Source organism: Mesorhizobium sp. P160219, from assembly GCF_057786095.1.
Window position 1 is genome coordinate 4920268 of sequence record NZ_JBYNWG010000001.1, and the last position, 16198, is coordinate 4936465.

The 16198-nt window shown below is 64.2% G+C and carries 15 protein-coding genes; 8 read left to right on the top strand and 7 right to left on the bottom strand.

Annotated features, from left to right (window positions below):
• Positions 1-100 precede the first annotated feature (100 nt).
• Together AC3EMP_RS23945 and AC3EMP_RS23950 are read left to right on the top strand one after the other, a co-directional pair.
• Positions 101-856: a copper homeostasis protein CutC gene (locus AC3EMP_RS23945; protein ID WP_023697648.1), complete on the top strand. Its 756-nt coding sequence runs from the start codon at positions 101-103 to the stop codon at positions 854-856.
• Positions 856-1362: a GNAT family N-acetyltransferase gene (locus AC3EMP_RS23950; RefSeq protein ID WP_352595575.1), complete on the top strand. Its 507-nt coding sequence runs from the start codon at positions 856-858 to the stop codon at positions 1360-1362. Before AC3EMP_RS23945 ends, AC3EMP_RS23950 begins: the two co-directional genes overlap by 1 nt.
• Positions 1363-1428: 66 nt before the next feature.
• Here AC3EMP_RS23950 and AC3EMP_RS23955 read toward each other — a convergent pair whose 3' ends face one another.
• The 4 genes from AC3EMP_RS23955 to AC3EMP_RS23970 form a co-directional block, all read right to left on the bottom strand.
• Entirely contained in the window at positions 1429-2451 is a 1023-nt protein-coding gene (locus AC3EMP_RS23955) for an acyltransferase family protein (protein WP_352711513.1), read from the bottom strand.
• Between the two features lie 288 nt (positions 2452-2739).
• Positions 2740-3537, bottom strand: coding sequence for an FAD binding domain-containing protein (locus tag AC3EMP_RS23960; RefSeq protein ID WP_023672622.1), 798 nt, complete (start codon positions 3535-3537; stop codon positions 2740-2742).
• Positions 3538-3642: 105 nt separating this feature from the next.
• Positions 3643-5988 (bottom strand): xanthine dehydrogenase family protein molybdopterin-binding subunit, encoded by a 2346-nt coding sequence (locus AC3EMP_RS23965; protein ID WP_023688177.1) that lies wholly within the window; start codon positions 5986-5988, stop codon positions 3643-3645.
• Between the two features lie 123 nt (positions 5989-6111).
• Entirely contained in the window at positions 6112-6612 is a 501-nt protein-coding gene (locus tag AC3EMP_RS23970) for a (2Fe-2S)-binding protein (RefSeq protein ID WP_023681712.1), read from the bottom strand.
• A 263-nt stretch (positions 6613-6875) separates the two neighbouring features.
• On the opposite strand from AC3EMP_RS23970, the gene AC3EMP_RS23975 reads away from it, so the two are divergent.
• Positions 6876-8045 carry an FIST N-terminal domain-containing protein gene (locus AC3EMP_RS23975; RefSeq protein ID WP_488494741.1) on the top strand — a complete coding sequence of 390 codons (1170 nt, stop codon included), beginning with the start codon at positions 6876-6878 and terminating at the stop codon, positions 8043-8045.
• Positions 8046-8048: 3 nt separating this feature from the next.
• Positions 8049-9392 carry an ATP-binding response regulator gene (locus AC3EMP_RS23980; RefSeq protein ID WP_352711518.1) on the top strand — a complete coding sequence of 448 codons (1344 nt, stop codon included), beginning with the start codon at positions 8049-8051 and terminating at the stop codon, positions 9390-9392.
• A gap of 123 nt (positions 9393-9515) precedes the next feature.
• Here AC3EMP_RS23980 and AC3EMP_RS23985 read toward each other — a convergent pair whose 3' ends face one another.
• The gene (locus AC3EMP_RS23985; protein ID WP_023672627.1) at positions 9516-10199 is read right to left on the bottom strand and encodes a response regulator; all 684 of its coding nucleotides are present in this window, start codon (positions 10197-10199) and stop codon (positions 9516-9518) included.
• Positions 10200-10408: 209 nt separating this feature from the next.
• On the opposite strand from AC3EMP_RS23985, the gene AC3EMP_RS23990 reads away from it, so the two are divergent.
• Genes AC3EMP_RS23990 through AC3EMP_RS24000 form a run of 3 tightly spaced genes read left to right on the top strand, consistent with a single transcriptional unit; the run spans position 10409 to position 12863 of the window.
• Positions 10409-11131, top strand: a complete 723-nt coding sequence (locus tag AC3EMP_RS23990) for a fumarylacetoacetate hydrolase family protein (RefSeq protein WP_352711519.1) — start codon at positions 10409-10411, stop codon at positions 11129-11131.
• A 4-nt stretch (positions 11132-11135) separates the two neighbouring features.
• On the top strand, positions 11136-11786 hold the full coding sequence (maiA, locus tag AC3EMP_RS23995; protein WP_023672629.1) for a maleylacetoacetate isomerase: 651 nt from the start codon (positions 11136-11138) through the stop codon (positions 11784-11786).
• 36 nt (positions 11787-11822) lie between these two features.
• Positions 11823-12863 (top strand): zinc-dependent alcohol dehydrogenase family protein, encoded by a 1041-nt coding sequence (locus tag AC3EMP_RS24000; RefSeq protein ID WP_023697653.1) that lies wholly within the window; start codon positions 11823-11825, stop codon positions 12861-12863.
• Positions 12864-12891: 28 nt separating this feature from the next.
• Here AC3EMP_RS24000 and AC3EMP_RS24005 read toward each other — a convergent pair whose 3' ends face one another.
• Positions 12892-13755, bottom strand: a complete 864-nt coding sequence (locus tag AC3EMP_RS24005; RefSeq protein ID WP_352711522.1) for a DMT family transporter — start codon at positions 13753-13755, stop codon at positions 12892-12894.
• Between the two features lie 106 nt (positions 13756-13861).
• On the opposite strand from AC3EMP_RS24005, the gene AC3EMP_RS24010 reads away from it, so the two are divergent.
• Complete coding sequence (locus AC3EMP_RS24010; RefSeq protein ID WP_023739060.1) at positions 13862-15280, top strand: aminotransferase-like domain-containing protein; 1419 nt, start codon at positions 13862-13864, stop codon at positions 15278-15280.
• Between the two features lie 4 nt (positions 15281-15284).
• Here the strand turns inward: AC3EMP_RS24010 and AC3EMP_RS24015 are convergent, their stop codons facing one another.
• Positions 15285-16178 (bottom strand): LysR family transcriptional regulator, encoded by an 894-nt coding sequence (locus tag AC3EMP_RS24015; protein ID WP_023714388.1) that lies wholly within the window; start codon positions 16176-16178, stop codon positions 15285-15287.
• Positions 16179-16198: the final 20 nt, after the last annotated feature.

The following is a 16198-nucleotide window of genomic DNA, read 5'->3' on the forward strand; positions in this document are numbered from 1 at the left end:
GGTTGCCGGGCTGGCCCAAGCAGCGACTGGCTGTTCCGGCTTCCCCACCAACCGAGCCGATGCTAGGGCTGGCCGTCATGCAATCATAAAGGATCGCCCCTTGGTCGGAAATGCTCGCCCCCTGATCGAAATCTGCGTCGAAGGCATCGATGGACTGCTGGCTGCGCAGGCCGCCGGCGCCGACCGGGTCGAGCTCTGCGCCAGCCTGGTCGAAGGCGGCATCACGCCCAGCCTCGGCACGGTGCGCGCCGCACTCGAGAGCGCGACAATTCCCTTCCATGTCATCGTGCGGCCGCGCGGCGGCGATTTCCTCTACAGCGAGGCCGAATACAGCTCGATGCTCGCCGATGTCGCAGCGCTTCGTGACCTCGGCGTCGCCGGCGTCGTTGTCGGTTGCCTCGATGCCGACGGCACCATCGATGAAACCCGCATGGGCGCGCTGGTCCATGCCGCCGGTCCGCTCGCCGTCACCTGCCACCGCGCCTTCGACATGACCCGCGACCCGGCCGAGGCGCTGGAAGCGCTGATCCGCTGCAAGGTCGGCCGCGTGCTGACCAGCGGCCAGAGGGACACCGCGGTGGAAGGCGCCGGCCTGTTGGCGGATCTCGTCCGCCAGGCCGACGGCCGCATCATCATCCTCGGCTGCGGCGCGCTGGACCCCGAAAACATCGCCGGGGTGCTGGCATCAACCGGGCTGACGGAAATGCACTTCGCCGCGCTCAAGGATGTACCGAGCGCCATGGCCTACCGCAACCCGCAAGTCGGCATGGGCGGCGGCGATCTCGACCGCGAATACCGCACCACAGTCACCGATGGGGCGCTGGTTGCCGCGACGATTGCGGCGGCCAGAGCATGATGAGCGAAGCCGTGACTGGGCCGTCGCCGATCAGCCGTGTCTCGCCTCAGGACGAAGCGGCCATCCTCGCACTCAACAATGAGCACGCCGCCGAACTGTCATGGCTCGAGCCCGAACGGCTGTCCTTCCTGCTTGGCGAAGCGTTTTACGTCAGGCGCATCGGCACGCTCGAAGCCTTCATCATGACCTTCGACCAGAATGCGGCCTACGACAGCCCGAATTTCCTCTGGTTCCGCGAGCGCTATCCACGCTTCGTCTATGTCGACCGCGTCGTCGTCGCGGCGCAAGCGCGCGGCCGCGGCCATGCCCGCCGGCTCTACGAGGATCTGTTCGGGGAAGTCGCACGCGCGGGCCACAGCATCGTCACCTGCGAGGTGAATGCCGAACCGCCCAATCCGGCTTCGGACGCCTTCCATGCCGCGCTTGGCTTTGCGCAAGTCGGCGAAGCGGCGATCCATGGCGGCCAGAAGACCGTGCGCTACTACCTCAGGCAGATTGCGGGCTGACGCATCGCTGGCTGATGATCGGCAAGCAGATCGCCACGGCAGCATAAGATTAGGAGTCCGTAGCCCTCACCAATTCCGGTTCAGCCAGGCCCGCGCGGGCTTCTCGACCAGATAGTAGCTGCATAATGCACAGGCGAAGACAGCCGCCAGCATCGGGATCGGCGCACTGCCCTGCTCGGCGACGAATTTGTAGAAGGGCTGTTGCCAGAGATAGAGCGAGTACGACCACAGCCCGATCATCACCATCGGCCTGGATGAAAGCAGGCCGGTCAGATGCCAGCTGCTGGTGTCCAGCGTATTGACGGCAAGCGCCAGCAAGGGCACCGCCAGGAGATAGTGGACCGGCGTCGGCACCGGATCGAGGAACAGCAGAATGGCGGCGGCCGCCGACACCAGACTGACATAGGGACCCTTCAGGAATGCCGGCAGCCGGTCATCGTGCCTGAGCAGGCAGATCGATGCCGACAGCAGGATCGAGGCGATATGCACGTCGGTGCGCCAATAGCTGTGCTCGTAATCCATGCCGAGCACCCAGTACGAAATGGCGCCATTGGCCATCGCCAGCAGCGACAGCGTCACCAGCAGCCGCACGACATTGCCCCGCCCGGTCACCGCCACGCTGATCAGCGCCAGGATGATGTAGGCGTGCTCTTCCACGCATAGCGACCAGATGTGGTCGAGCGCGCCGGCGCGGGTGATGAGAATTCCGGCATAGTTGTAGGTGAATGTCAGCGCCGTCAGCGCCGCCTTCCATTTGAAGCCGATAAAGGTGCCGGAGAGCCCGATCATGGCTGATGTCACGAACACCAGCAGCGCGGGATAGATGCGCGAAAAGCGACGCTTGAAGAATTTTTTCAGCGGAAAGCGTTCGATGAACAGTATCTCGCCCATCAGCCGGCCTGAGAGCACGAAGAAGAACTCGACGCCGAGCACGCCGAGATTGATCCCGGGAACGGGGAAGAAATGGCCGATCAGCACCAGTGCGATCGAAAGCCCGCGCCAGCCATCGAGATAGGCCAGTCTTGCTCTGGCTGCTTTGTCGGCTGTGGCCCGCGGCAGGGCAACAGACGCTGCGGAGATGTCGGCCATGCCGATCCTCTACGACGCAAGATCTTGGCGCAGCTCACACCGCCGCGCGCAGAATCCACCCCGTGTTCCGCCAAGCTATACATATTGCAGTGCAATATCAGATTGTGCAAGTGCGAGAATGGGGCTAGGCAGTCCCTTGGGAAGTATGCGCCTGTTCTTGCACGGGAATTACCTGAAACAACGGATTTGCGCGTGGCAGCGAACCCGCAAGGACTGGGCAGTTACAGCCCGCCGCAGACGAACAAAGGGGCCGCGATGGCCCCTTTCCTTGTCAGTAGCTTTATGATGTCAGGCGTTGGCTGCCGCCACCGCGCGCTTGGCCATCACGGCGATCAAATTGGCACGGTATTCGGCCGAAGCGTGGAGGTCGGTCATCAAATTCTTCGCCGGCACTTTCACGCCGTCGAGCGCCGATGCGGCAAAATTCTTCGCCAGTGCGGCTTCGATCTCCTTCGAGCGGAACACGCCGTCATCGCCGGCACCGGTAACGGCAACGCTGACCCCGTCCTTGCCCTTGGCCACGAACACGCCGACAATCGCATAGCGCGAGGCCGGGTTGCGGAATTTTTCGTAAGCAGCCTTGGCCGGCGCGGTAAAACTCACCGCGGTGATGATCTCGCCTTCTTTCAGCGCCGTTTCGAACAGGCCGGTGAAGAATTTCGCGGCTGAAATCTCGCGCTTGTTGGTGACGATGGTGGCGCCCAGCGCCAAGAGCGCCGCCGGATAATCGGCGGCTGGGTCGTTGTTGGCGACCGAGCCGCCGATCGTGCCCTTGTGGCGCACCGCCGGATCGCCAATCAGCGACGCAAGGTGCGCAAGCGCCGGACAGGCCTTCCGCAGCTTCTCGTCATTGGCGACGTCGTAATGGGTTGTGGCGGCGCCGATGGTGACGGTCTTGCCCGACACCTTGACGCCTTGCAGTTCCTTGATCCGCGACAGGTCGATCAGGTCGGAGGGTGCGGCGAGCCGCGTCTTCATCGCCGGGATCAGCGTCATGCCGCCTGACAAAAGCCTGGCGTCGCCGCTCTTCACCAGCTTGGCGGCGTCGGCGACCGAGGCGGCGCGGTGGTAGTTGACTGCGTACATGGGATCCTCCCCTGAAGTGGTTAGGCAGTAGTGAGTATGGAGTAGGGAATAGGGACGCTGTCATCTCCGGTAATGCCCATTCCCTACTCACTACTCCCTACTCACTCATTTCTTCGCCCTAATCGCCGCCCACACCGTCGACGGCGAGGCCGGCATGGCGATGTCCACAATCCCCAAAGCGTCGGTGATGGCGTTGATGACCGCCGGCGGCGAGCCGATGGCGCCGGCCTCGCCACAGCCCTTGATGCCGAGCGGATTGCTCGGACACGGCGTGTTCGAGGTCGACACCTTGAATGACGGCAGGTCGTCCGCGCGGGGCATGGTGTAGTCCATATAGCTCGCCGTCAAAAGCTGCCCGCTATCGTCATAGTGAGCGCCTTCCAGCAGCGCCTGGCCGATGCCCTGGGCGATGCCGCCATGCACCTGGCCCTCGACGATCATCGGGTTGATGATGTTGCCGAAATCGTCCGCGGCGACGAACTGGACGATCTCGGTCGTGCCGGTTTCCGGATCGATCTCGACCTCGCAGATGTAGCAGCCGGCCGGGAAAGTGAAGTTCGCCGGATCGTAGAAGGCGGTTTCCTTCAGTCCCGGCTCCATGCCTGCCGGCAGATTGTGAGCGGTGTAGGCGGCAAGAGCCACTTGGAACCAGGGCAGGCTCTTGTCGGTGCCGGCGACCTTGACCTCGCCATTCTCGATGACGATGTCGCCCTCGTCGGCTTCGAGCAGATGGGCGGCGATTTTCTTGGCCTTGGCCTCGACCTTGTCGAGCGCCTTGGCGATTGCCGACATGCCGACCGCGCCCGAGCGCGAACCGTAGGTCCCCATACCCATCTGCACCTTGTCGGTGTCGCCATGGACGATCGAGACCGAGTCCAGTGGCACGCCAAAACGCTGGTTGACGAGTTGCGCGAAGGTCGTCTCATGGCCCTGGCCATGACTGTGCGAGCCGGTCAGCACCTCGATCGTGCCGACGGCATTGACCCGCACTTCGGCCGATTCCCACAGGCCGACGCCGGCGCCGAGCGAGCCGACCGCCGCCGACGGCGCGATGCCGCAGGCCTCGATGTAACAGCTCATGCCGATGCCGCGCAGTCTGCCCTGGCTGGCGGCCGCCGCTTTGCGCTTGGCAAAGCCGGCATAGTCGGACGCCTGTGTCGCCGCATCGAGCGAAGCGCCGTAATCGCCGGCGTCATAATTCATGATGACCGGCGTCTGGTGCGGAAACTCGGTGATGAAATTGATGCGCCGCAACTCCGCCGGCGAGACCCCAAGTTCACGTGCGGCCGTCTCCATTGTCCGTTCGAGCAGATACGTGGCTTCCGGCCGCCCTGCCCCGCGATAGGCGTCGACGGGTGCCGTGTTGGTGTAGACGGTGCGCACATTGGCGTGGATCGTCGGGATGTTGTACTGGCCCGACAGCAGCGTCGCGTAGAGATAGGTCGGCACGCAAGACGAGAACAGCGACATGTAGGCGCCGAGATTGGCGATGGTGTCGACTTTGAAGCCGGTGATCTTGTTGTTCTTGTCGAACGCCATTTCGACCGTCGAGACATGGTCGCGGCCATGTGCGTCGGTGAGGAAGCTTTCGGTGCGGTCGGCGACCCATTTGACCGGGACGCCGGTTTTCTTGGACGCCCACAGGCAGACGATCTCTTCGGGATAGATGTAGATCTTCGAGCCGAAGCCGCCGCCGACATCGGGCGCAATGACGCGCAGCTTGTTTTCCGGCGCGACATTGTAGAAGGCGCTCATCACTAGCCGCGCGACATGCGGGTTCTGCGACGTCGTCCAGCAGGTAAAATGGTCCTCGGCCTTGTCGTAATGGCCAAGGGCCGCGCGCGGCTCCATGGCGTTGGGAACCAGCCGGTTGTTGACGATCTTCATGCGGGTGACATGGGCCGCCGCCTGGATCGCCGCGTCGGTCGCCTTGGCATCGCCGATCTCCCAGTCGAAGATAAGATTGTCCTCGGCTTCGGCATGGACCTGCGGCGCACCTTTTTGCAGCGCCTTGGTGGCATCGACCACCGCCTTCAATTCCTTGTAGGTGATCTCGACCGCTTCGGCCGCGTCGCGGGCCTGGCCCTTGGTTTCCGCCACCACGATGACGACCGCGTCGCCGACATAGCGCACCTTGTCGACGGCCAGCGGCGACCACGCGCCCATCTTCATCGGCGAGCCGTCCTTGGAATGGATCATCCAGCCGCAGATCAGGTTGCCGATGCCGTCGGCCTTGAGCTCCTTGCCGGTCAAGACGCCGATGACGCCGGGCATCGCCTGCGCTCGTCTGACGTCGATCTTCTTGATCTGAGCATGCGCGTGCGGGCTGCGCACGAAAGCGGCATGCTTCATGCCGGGAACCACCATGTCGTCGACATAGCGGCCGGCGCCGGTGATGAAGCGTTTGTCTTCCTTGCGCACGACCCGAGCGCCGATACCTTCAATGCCCATAGGAATTCCTCCGGAATAGCGAATAGTGAGTGGCGAATAGTGATTAGTGAGTAGGGAATTGTGCTCGGAGCGGTTCGGCTAAACCGACTACTCGCTACTCCCTATTCGCTACTCGCTTCTTTCTTACGCTGCCTGTTTCGCCCTGCCCTTCGGCACCTTCGCCATAGTCTGCGATGCGGCGAGGATCGCCTTGACGATGTTGTGGTAGCCGGTGCAGCGGCAGATGTTGCCTTCGAGCTCGGCGCGCACCGTCGCCTCGTCAAGGCCTTCGGGATGGCGCGCGATCATGTCGGTCGCGGTCATGATCATGCCCGGCGTGCAGAAGCCACATTGCAGCCCATGATGTTCCTTGAACGCGGCCTGCATCGGATGCAGGTCGCCGCCATTGGCAAGCCCTTCGATCGTCACCACGGTCGACCCGGAGGCCTGCACGGCCAGCATCGAACAGGACTTCACCGCCTTGCCGTCGACATGCACGACGCAGGCGCCGCATTGAGAGGTGTCACAACCGACATGCGTTCCGGTGAGACCAAGATTTTCGCGCAGGAAATGAACCAGAAGCGTTCGGTCCTCGGCAGCGCCGCTGATCCGTTTTCCGTTCACGACAAACGAAACGTCCGACATGCATCCTCCCTGGGTATGACCTTGGTAGTCATGCTGCCGATGCGGCTTTGGCGCTCGGCCATGCGCTATTGGTACACTGCACAAAGCGCAAAAAACACACGGCGCTCATTGTACTTTCGGTCATGGAGAAAACGAAAATCATGGGCCTGTCCGCCCCATTGCCAAAGAGCGAATAGGGGGCAACAATGCCCTCGACGCCAGCTCGCCGAGAGACATAAAACGGGCGCGCGCAGGAAGCGTCGGAGGATATCGGGAGGAAGCCTCTGGCCAGTTCACGGACGAGCTATGCATCCGGTCTGTCGGCGCTCACCACCGACGAGCCCGACGCCGATGCATTCGCCCTGGCGGTCGCTGTCGAGGCCGCAGCCATCGATGCCGGCTTTGCCCTGCTGTTCTTCTCCCAGAGCTTGTTTGACGCGAGCGTCCTTTCGCAAGGGCTGAAGACCCACGCACCGACGCTGGCCTACGCCGCCTGCTCGACCGCCGGCGAGATCACCCCCCAGGGCCTGGAGGAAGGCCATGTGCTGGCGCTGCTCTTTCCCTCAGCGTCGTTTTCGGCGGTCAGCACCATGGTCGACAATCTCTCCTCGTCGGGAATGGACAGGATCACTGATGAAGTCGAGGGCTTGCGGCGGTTGCTGCGCGGACGCACCGGCAGTTGCCATGCCAAAAGCACCTTCGCGCTCTGCTTCATCGACGGCCTGTCCTTTGCCGAGGAAGCTGTAACCTCGGCCATCCATTGGGGGCTGGACGACATCCCGCTGATCGGCGGTTCGGCGGGCGACGATTTGAAATTCGAAACCACCAGGCTGATTTCGAACGGCAAGGTTGCGTCCGACAGCGCCATCATTGTGCTGATCGCCACCGAGATCCCGTTCCATGTCTTCAAGACCGACAATTTCATCCCAACCGACGAGAAGCTGGTGGTGACGGCATCCGATCCGGACCACCGCACCGTGCGCGAATTCAACGCCACCAACGCGGCTGAGGAATATGCAGCCTCGGTCGGCATCGTTGCGCAGAACCTGACGCCGATGAGCTTCGCCTCGCACCCGGTGGTGGTGAAAGTGGGCGGCGAATATTACTGCCGCTCGATCCAGAAGATGCATGCCGACGGCTCACTGTCTTTCTTCTGCGCCATAGACGACGGCGTCGTGCTCTCCATCGCCCAGCCCAATGACATGGTGGAATCGACGCGCGCCGCACTGCGCGACGTCGAGGAGCGGCTCGGCGGCATCGACATGATCCTCGGCTTCGATTGCGTGCTGCGCCGGCTCGACGCGCGCAACCGCCAGGTCTTCCGCGACATTTCGGAGCTCTACCGGGTCAACAATGTCATCGGCTTCGGCACCTATGGCGAACAGTACCGTTCGATGCATCTGAACCAAACCTTCACCGGCATCGCCTTCGGCGAACGCCAGGCGGCGGAATAGCCCATGCCGCTCAGGGATATCGACGACGTCGACAGGCTGAAGAAGATCAACGCCGCTCTGGTCAGCCGCGTCGAGCGCTCGATGGACCAGCAGGGCAACGCCTTCTCGCTGTTCCAGACCGCAATTTCACTGGAAAACCGCGTGCGCATGCGCACCGAGGAACTGCACTCGACCTTGCGCCGGCTGGAACAGTCGAACATCGACCTCAGCGCCGCCAAGGAAAACGCCGAGCTGGCAAACCTGTCCAAGACCAGGTTCCTGGCCGCCGCCAGCCATGACGTGCTGCAGCCGCTGAACGCCGCCCACCTCTCCGTCTCGGCGCTGGCCGAAGTGCAGACCAGCGACGAGGGCAAGAAACTTGTCCGTCAGGTCGAGCGCTCGCTGGAGACCATGGAAGACCTGTTGCGCACGCTGCTCGACATTTCCAAGCTCGATGCCGGTGTGGTGCAGCCCGACATCGGCGATGTCAATCTGGAGACGCTGTTTTCCTCGCTGCGGTCGGATTTCCTGCCCGTGGCCGAGATGAAGGGGCTGGCGCTGAAGTTCCGCCCGGTCAGCGCCGTGGTGCGTTCGGACCGCACGCTCTTGCGCCGCATCCTGCAAAACATCCTGTCCAATGCGCTGCGCTATACCCCTTCGGGCGGCGTGCTTGTCGGCACAAGGCATCGCGGCGATACCATCCGCATCGATGTCGCCGACACCGGCTGCGGCATTCCCGACGACCAGCGCGAGGCGGTGTTCGAGGAGTTCCATCGCGGCTCCGCCATTCCAGCCGACACCGGGATCTCCGGCGGCGGGCTGGGCCTGGGCCTTGCCATCGTGCGGCGCATGGCTGCCGCGCTCGGTCATCCCGTGACGTTCTCCTCGAGGGTTGGGCGCGGCACCATCTTCCACATCGACGTGCCGGTCGGCATCGGCGCCAGCGCCGACGCCATCGCCAGCCTTGCCGAAATGGAGCGGCCGCGCGGCTACGGCCTGTTCGGCACCAAGGTGCTGCTGGTCGAAAACGACGCCGACGTGCTGCAGGCGATGACTTTCCTGCTCGAGCGCTGGCAGTGCCTGGTGCGCGCCGCGACCTCGACCGAGGCTGCGGTCAGCCTGCTTGGCGACACCGACTGGGTGCCCGACATCGTCATTGCCGACCAGCATCTCGACGACGGCGACCTCGGCACCGCCACCATCGCCGAAGTCCGCGATTATCTCGGCCGCGCCGTGCCGGCGCTGATCGTCACCGCCGACGGATCGGAGGCCGTCGTCAAAGCCGCCCGCGCCGCCGGCATCGAACTGATGCGCAAGCCGCTGAAACCAGCGCAATTGCGAGCACTGCTGGCGCATTTGTTGGCTTGAGCCCCATACCCTCCCCTCGATGGGGAGGGTCGGCGCGCAACGCCGGGGCGGGGTGCAGCGCCAAGCTCCCCCACCCCGCTCCGCTTCGCGGATCGACCCTCCCCACAAGGGGGAGGGTAAAGATCAAAACCCGGCCTGATCGCGAAACAGCTCCGCATTGTCCAGCTTCGACACCTCAATCACCGCTTGCGTGCGGCTGTAGACGTTGAGCTTGCGCAGGATCTCCGAGACATGCGCCTTGACCGTGGTCTCGCCGACCTGCAGCTCGTAGGCGATCTGCTTGTTCAGCAGGCCCTGGCGCAGCATCTGCAGCACGCGCAGCTGCTGCGGCGTCAGTTTGGCCAGCCGCTGCACCATATCGGCGCGGTCGGCGCTGTCGGCGTCGGGCGGCTGTCCCTCATATGTCTCCGGCACATAGATCGCGCCCTCCATCACCGAGCGGATTGCGGCCGCAAGATCGCTCTTGCGCGCCGATTTCGGGATGAAGCCGGCAGCGCCATAGGACAACGCCTCGGAGATGATCTTCGGCTCCTCATAGCCCGAGACGACGACCACCGGCAGCCGCGGATGGCGGGTCCTGAGTTGCAGCAGTCCATCGAAGCCATGGACATCAGGCATGTTGAGATCGAGCAGCGCCAGATCGAACGGTTTTATCCCACCCAGGAGATCGAGCGCCTCGGCGATCGAGCGCGCCTCCACGGTGTCGACTTCCGGATAGGCCATCTGCACGGCGCTGTGCAGCGCCTCGCGAAACAGCGGATGGTCGTCGATGATCAGAAACCGGGCGCGATCGTTGATTGCGGTCATGGTGTTCGTTTCAGTTCTCCGTGGGCACGATACTCCCGCTGGTATGGCCAGCTTATTGGCAAATAGTCTATCGCCATCTTAACCCCCGGAGGCGAAGCCGACTTTATCCGACAATCAAGGCGCAGCCGATGCTTTTGCTGGCGCTGACGCCTTGCCCGGCCGTCCAAATCGGTCGAATGTGCCGGCAACAACCCAGGCAGAGACCCCGCATGACAGACTTCGTCCTTCCCTTGCCCGCAATACCATCGGTCGCCATAGAAGGCGCTGCCGAGCGCTTTGCGGTGCGCCGCATCTTCTGCGTCGGCCGCAACTACGCCGCGCACGCCCGCGAACTCGGCAATGACGAACGCGACCCGCCCTTCTTCTTCACCAAGCCGGCCGATGCGGTGGTCGATAGCGGCACCACGGTCCCCTACCCGCCTTTGACCCAAAACCTGCACCATGAGATCGAGCTGGTGGCGGCGATCGGCAAGGCCGGCTTCCGCATCCCCCGCGCTGAAGCCCTCGAGCATGTCTGGGGCTACGGCGTCGGCATCGACCTCACCCGCCGCGACCTGCAGGACGAGGCCAAGAAAGCGGCGCGGCCCTGGGACTGGTCGAAGGCCTTCGACCGATCGGCGCCCTGCGGCCCGTTGGTATCAGCCGCCAAATCCGGCCACCCGCAAAAGGGCCGCATCTGGCTCGCCGTCGACGGCACGGTGAAACAGGAGGGCGACCTCGCCGAACTGATCTGGCCGATCGCCGATATCGTTTCGATCTGCAGCGGTGCGGTTGTACTACAACCGGGCGACCTGATCTTCACCGGCACGCCGGCCGGCGTCGGCGCGGTGGCGCCGGGTCAGACGATGACCGGCGGTGTCGACGGCATCGGCACCATCGAGATCACTGTCGGCCAAGATTCGATCGGCCAAAATTCCACCGACAAACCGTGATCCAATGAGCGACCTCGTCCTCCACAACTACTACCGCTCCTCCACCTCCTACCGCGTGCGCATCGCGCTCGAGATGAAGGGGCTGGGCTACGACTACGTGCCGCATCATCTGCGGCATGGCGACCATCTGGAGCCGGCCTATCGCGCGGTCAATCCGCAGGGGCTGGTGCCGGCGCTGATCCTGGGCGACGGCACGCTTTTGACGCAGTCGCTGGCAATCATCGAATATCTCGACGAGACCCACCCCGAACCGTCGCTGCTGCCGAAGGACGCGCTCGGCCGGGCGCGCGTGCGAATGCTGGCGCAGATGATCGCCTGCGACATCCACCCGGTGAACAATCTGCGCGTGCTGACCTCGCTGCGCACTTTGTTCGGCGCCGGCGACCAGGATGTCATCCACTGGTTTCGCCACTGGGTGAACGAAGGGTTCCAGCCGCTTGAAAAGATTCTGGCTTCATCGGATGAGACCGGCACATTTTGCCATGGCGACGCACCGGGCCTCGCCGACATCTGCCTGGTCGCCCAGATCGCCAGCAACGCCCGCTTCGGCGTCGACCTGACACCCTACCCCGAGATCTCGCGCATCCACGCCGCCTGCATGGCGCTGCCGGCCTTTCAGAAGGCGGCGCCGGAGAATCAGATAGATGCCGAATAGGCTCACAATGCCGGAGCAGAGCACGGGGAGTTGCCGATGAAAGCCGTCGTCTTCGAAAAATTCGGTGAGACGCCGAGAATCCTGACCGTGCCGGATCCGAAACCGGCTGCCGACGGCGTCGTCATCAAGGTCGAGGCGACCGGGCTCTGCCGTAGCGACTGGCATGGCTGGATGGGTCATGATGACGGCATCACGCTGCCGCATGTGCCGGGCCATGAACTGGCCGGCATCGTCGTCGCCGTCGGCAAGCAGGTGACCCGCTGGAAGGCCGGCGAACGCGTCACCGTGCCGTTCTGCGTCGGCTGCGGCCGCTGCTTCGAATGCAATTCGGGCAATCATCAGGTCTGCGAACAACAAACGCAGCCGGGATTCACCGCCTGGGGATCGTTTGCCGAATATGTCGCCATCGAGCATGCCGACACCAATCTCGTGCGCCTGCCCGAGGAGATGGAGTTCGCCACCGCCGCCAGCCTCGGCTGCCGCTTCGTCACCTCGTTTCGCGCCATTGTCGACCAGGGCCGGGTGACGCCGGGGGAATGGGTGGCGGTGCATGGCTGCGGCGGCGTCGGCCTGTCGGCGATCATGATCGCCAGTTCCATGGGCGCCAATGTCATCGCCATCGACCTCACCGACGAGAAACTGGACTTCGCCAAAAAGATCGGCGCCGTGGCGACCATCAACGCCTCGACCACGCCGAACGTGGTCAAGGCGGTCAAGCAGATCACCAATGGCGGGGCGCATATGTCTATGGACGCGCTCGGCCACCCCACGACATCCTTCAACTCGATTGCCAATCTGCGCCGGCGCGGCCGCCACGTGCAGGTCGGCCTGATGCTGGGCGAACATGCCCGCCCGCAAGTGCCGATGGACAAGGTGATCGCCTTCGAGCTGGAAATCCTCGGCAGCCACGGCATGCAGGCCTACCGCTACCCCGCCATGATGGAGATGATCCGCACCGGCAAGCTCAAGCCCGAACTGCTGGTCGGCAACAAGATCAGCCTTGACGAGGCGCCGGCGGCGCTGATGGCGATGGGCGGTTTCGAGGGGATTGGCATTGGGGTGGTGACGAAGTTCTAGGGCGGAGTCGCCCTCCACCACCAAACTCCTAGCGTGCAAATTTCTTCGCCCCGAACACGCAGGCCACCACGCCGAGCGTGACGACCACCATCAGCGGGCTGACCTGCTCGTGCAGCAGCGACGCTGCCAGCGCCAGGCCGAAAAAGGGCTGCAGCAACTGCAACTGCCCGACGGCAGCGATGCCGCCTTGGGCGAGGCCGCGGTACCAGAACACGAAGCCGATCAGCATGCTGAACAGCGAGACGTAGGCGAGACCCGCCCAGGCGCCGGAGCCGACGCCGGCGAAGGACGACGGCAGCGTCGCAAAGGTCAGAACCAGCATGATCGGCAGCGAGATCGCCAGCGCCCAGCAGATCACCTGCCAGCCGCCCAGCCTGCGCGACAATGCCGCCCCCTCGGCATAGCCCAGGCCGCAGACGATGATGGCGACCAGCATCAGGCCGTCGCCGACAGGTGAGGCCGTTACGCCTTGCATCAGGGCAAAACCGGCGACCAGCGCGCTGCCGATGCAGGAAAACAGCCAGAAGGCCGGGCGCGGACGCTCGCCACCGCGCAGCACGCCGAAGATCGCGGTGGCCAGCGGCAGCAGGCCGACGAAGATGATGGAATGGGCGGAGGTGACGTGCTTCAGCGCCAGCGCGGTGAGCAAGGGAAAGCCGACAACCACGCCAAGGGCGACGATCACCAGCGACAGAAAATCGCCGCGCTCCGGGCGTTTCTGCCGAAACAGCATCAGCATGGCGAGACCGAGAAGTCCGGCAATCGCGGCGCGGGCCGAAGTCAGGAATATCGGATCGAAATCGGCCACGGCCACGCGCGTTGCCGGCAGCGAGCCTGAGAAGATCAGCACGCCGATGAATCCGTTCATCCAGCCGCTCGCGGTTTTGTCCATTCCAGGCTCCATTGCTTTCGCCCTCTATCGGGCAAGTGCCTATGGTGCAGCCAGAGACAATGCAGTACAATTCCGCAAAACTGTAATGGCTATCAGAGCAATACAGATGACCGAACTCATTTTGGAAACCGGCAATGCGCACCCTCCTGTCGCGACCACGCTTGTGGAAACTGTCATGGCGACCATCCGCCAGCGGATATCGGCGCGCAGCCTGACGCCAGGCGCGCGGCTACCTTCGATCCGCGCCTTTGCCAAGGCCATGCAGGTGTCCAAGTCGACCGTGGTCGAAGCCTATGAGCGGCTCGCTGCCGAAGGCGCGATACGCTCACGGCCGGGCTCGGGTTTCTATGCCGCCGGATCGCTGGCGCCACTGTCGCTGGCCGAGATAGGCCCGCGGCTCGACCGCGCTGTCGATCCGCTGTGGGTCTCGCGCCAGTCGCTGGAAGCCGGCGACGAGATGCTGAAACCCGGCTGCGGCTGGATGCCGGCCTCATGGATGCCGCAGGGGGCCTTGCGCCGGGCGCTGCGCACCGTGGCGCGCGCCGACGATGTCGACCTAGCCGATTACGGCACGCCGCTCGGCCTGCCGCCGCTCAGGCAATTGCTCGCGCGGCGCATGGCTGGCCATGGCATCGAGGTCTCGCCCGAACAGATCATGCTGACCGAATCGGGCACGCAGGCCATCGATCTTCTGTGCCGCTTCCTGATCGAACCGGGCGATACCGTGCTAGTCGACGACCCCTGCTATTTCAATTTTCACGCGCTGCTGCGCGCCCACCGCGCCAAGGTCGTCAGCGTGCCCTACACGCCATCGGGGCCTGATATCGAGCTGTTCGCGCAGGCGCTCGCCGAGCACAGGCCGCGCCTCTACATCACCAATTCCGCCATCCACAACCCGACCGGCGCGATCCTGTCGCCGGTCACCGCGCACCGGCTGCTGAAGCTCGCCGACCAGTCGGACCTGACCATCGTCGAGGACGACATCTTCGCCGATTTCGAGCACAGCCCAGCGCCTCGGCTGGCGGCGTTCGACGGCCTCAACCGCGTCGTCCATATCGGCAGCTTCTCCAAGACGCTATCGGCGTCGGTTCGCTGCGGCTTCATCGCGGCACCGCGCGACTGGATCGAGCAACTCACCGACCTCAAGATTGCCACCACCTTCGGCGGCGGCCGGCTGGCGGCCGAACTGGTGCTGACGCTGCTTAGGGACGGCAGCTACCGCAAGCACATGGAATTGCTGCGCGCGCGGCTTTCCCGCGCCATGGGTGAGACGGGCGCGCGCCTGAAGGCGATCGGCATCACGCCCTGGATCGACCAACCGGCCGGCTTGTTCCTGTGGTGCAGCCTGCCGGATGGCGTGGATGCGGCTGAAATTGCTCGCCGTGCATTGGCCGACAACATCGTGCTGGCGCCCGGCAATGCATTCAGCCTGTCGGGAACCGCCAGCCGGTTCCTGCGCTTCAACGTTGCCCAGTGCCAGGACGAGCGGATTTTCAGGGTGCTCAAGGCGGCAATGGCGCGCTGAGCGCTCAGCGGGAGGCCGCGCAGACCTTCCGAACGCAATCTCGCAGCCAGCGTTGCGCCGGATCGGCATCGAGCCGTGGATGCCAGAGCATCGAGATGGTGACCTCCACCGTGGCGACCGGCAGCGGAAAGCTGACCATGCCGGCGCGTGCGCCTTGCGTGTGCCGTTCGGGCACGCTGGCAATAAGGTCCGAAGCGCGCGCCATGGCGAGTGCAGCCGAAAAGCCGGAGACCATGCACGCCACGGTTCGCTGCAGGCCGAGCAGCGCCAAAGTCTGATCGATCGGCCCTCTTTCCCGACCCCGCCGTGAAACGCTGATGTGGCGGCCGGCCGCGTAGCGTTCAGGCGTCACCGCGCCTTCGCTCAAGGGATGGCCGGCTCCTACGGCGCCGACGAACCGGTCACGGAACAGCGCCTGTATCAGCACTTCAGGTCCGGTCTCGCCGGCAACGCCGATTTCCAGATCGATCGCTGCGTCGCGCAACGAGGCGACATCCTTGTCGGCTTTCGGCGCAAATCGCAGCCGCACGCCCGGCGCCTCGGCCTGGATGCGAGCGACAAGACGCGGCCCGAACTCCTCGACGAACCCTTCATTGGTGCGCAGCGTGAAGATCTGGTTCAGCTTCGCGAGATCGAGAGGCCTGGCAGGGCGCAGCAACGTTTCTGCTTCCTGGACGACACGGCCGGTCTGCTGCCGCAATGCCTCCGCGCGCGGCGTCGGCACAAGGCCTCGACCGGCCCGAACCAGCAGCGGGTCGCCGGTCGCTTCGCGCAGTCGCGCCAGGGTGCGACTCATCGCCGAAGGGCTGAGCCGCAGCCGGGTTGCCGCGCGAGCCACGCTACCTTCGGTCAGCAGGACGTCGAGAGCGAACAGCAGATTGAGGTCGGGCGATGTCATTGGCGGATTGTAGCACATGC

What these genes read in the sequence shown, in the direction of transcription:
- AC3EMP_RS23950 (WP_352595575.1), top strand. Translation starts at nt 856, where the DNA reads ATGAGCGAAGCCGTGACTGGGCCGTCGCCGATCAGCCGTGTCTCGCCT.
- AC3EMP_RS23955 (WP_352711513.1), bottom strand. Translation starts at nt 2,451, where the DNA reads ATGGCCGACATCTCCGCAGCGTCTGTTGCCCTGCCGCGGGCCACAGCC.
- AC3EMP_RS23960 (WP_023672622.1), bottom strand. Translation starts at nt 3,537, where the DNA reads ATGTACGCAGTCAACTACCACCGCGCCGCCTCGGTCGCCGACGCCGCC.
- AC3EMP_RS23965 (WP_023688177.1), bottom strand. Translation starts at nt 5,988, where the DNA reads ATGGGCATTGAAGGTATCGGCGCTCGGGTCGTGCGCAAGGAAGACAAA.
- AC3EMP_RS23970 (WP_023681712.1), bottom strand. Translation starts at nt 6,612, where the DNA reads ATGTCGGACGTTTCGTTTGTCGTGAACGGAAAACGGATCAGCGGCGCT.
- AC3EMP_RS23980 (WP_352711518.1), top strand. Translation starts at nt 8,049, where the DNA reads ATGCCGCTCAGGGATATCGACGACGTCGACAGGCTGAAGAAGATCAAC.
- AC3EMP_RS23985 (WP_023672627.1), bottom strand. Translation starts at nt 10,199, where the DNA reads ATGACCGCAATCAACGATCGCGCCCGGTTTCTGATCATCGACGACCAT.
- AC3EMP_RS23990 (WP_352711519.1), top strand. Translation starts at nt 10,409, where the DNA reads ATGACAGACTTCGTCCTTCCCTTGCCCGCAATACCATCGGTCGCCATA.
- maiA (WP_023672629.1), top strand. Translation starts at nt 11,136, where the DNA reads ATGAGCGACCTCGTCCTCCACAACTACTACCGCTCCTCCACCTCCTAC.
- AC3EMP_RS24000 (WP_023697653.1), top strand. Translation starts at nt 11,823, where the DNA reads ATGAAAGCCGTCGTCTTCGAAAAATTCGGTGAGACGCCGAGAATCCTG.
- AC3EMP_RS24005 (WP_352711522.1), bottom strand. Translation starts at nt 13,755, where the DNA reads ATGGACAAAACCGCGAGCGGCTGGATGAACGGATTCATCGGCGTGCTG.
- AC3EMP_RS24010 (WP_023739060.1), top strand. Translation starts at nt 13,862, where the DNA reads ATGACCGAACTCATTTTGGAAACCGGCAATGCGCACCCTCCTGTCGCG.
- AC3EMP_RS24015 (WP_023714388.1), bottom strand. Translation starts at nt 16,178, where the DNA reads ATGACATCGCCCGACCTCAATCTGCTGTTCGCTCTCGACGTCCTGCTG.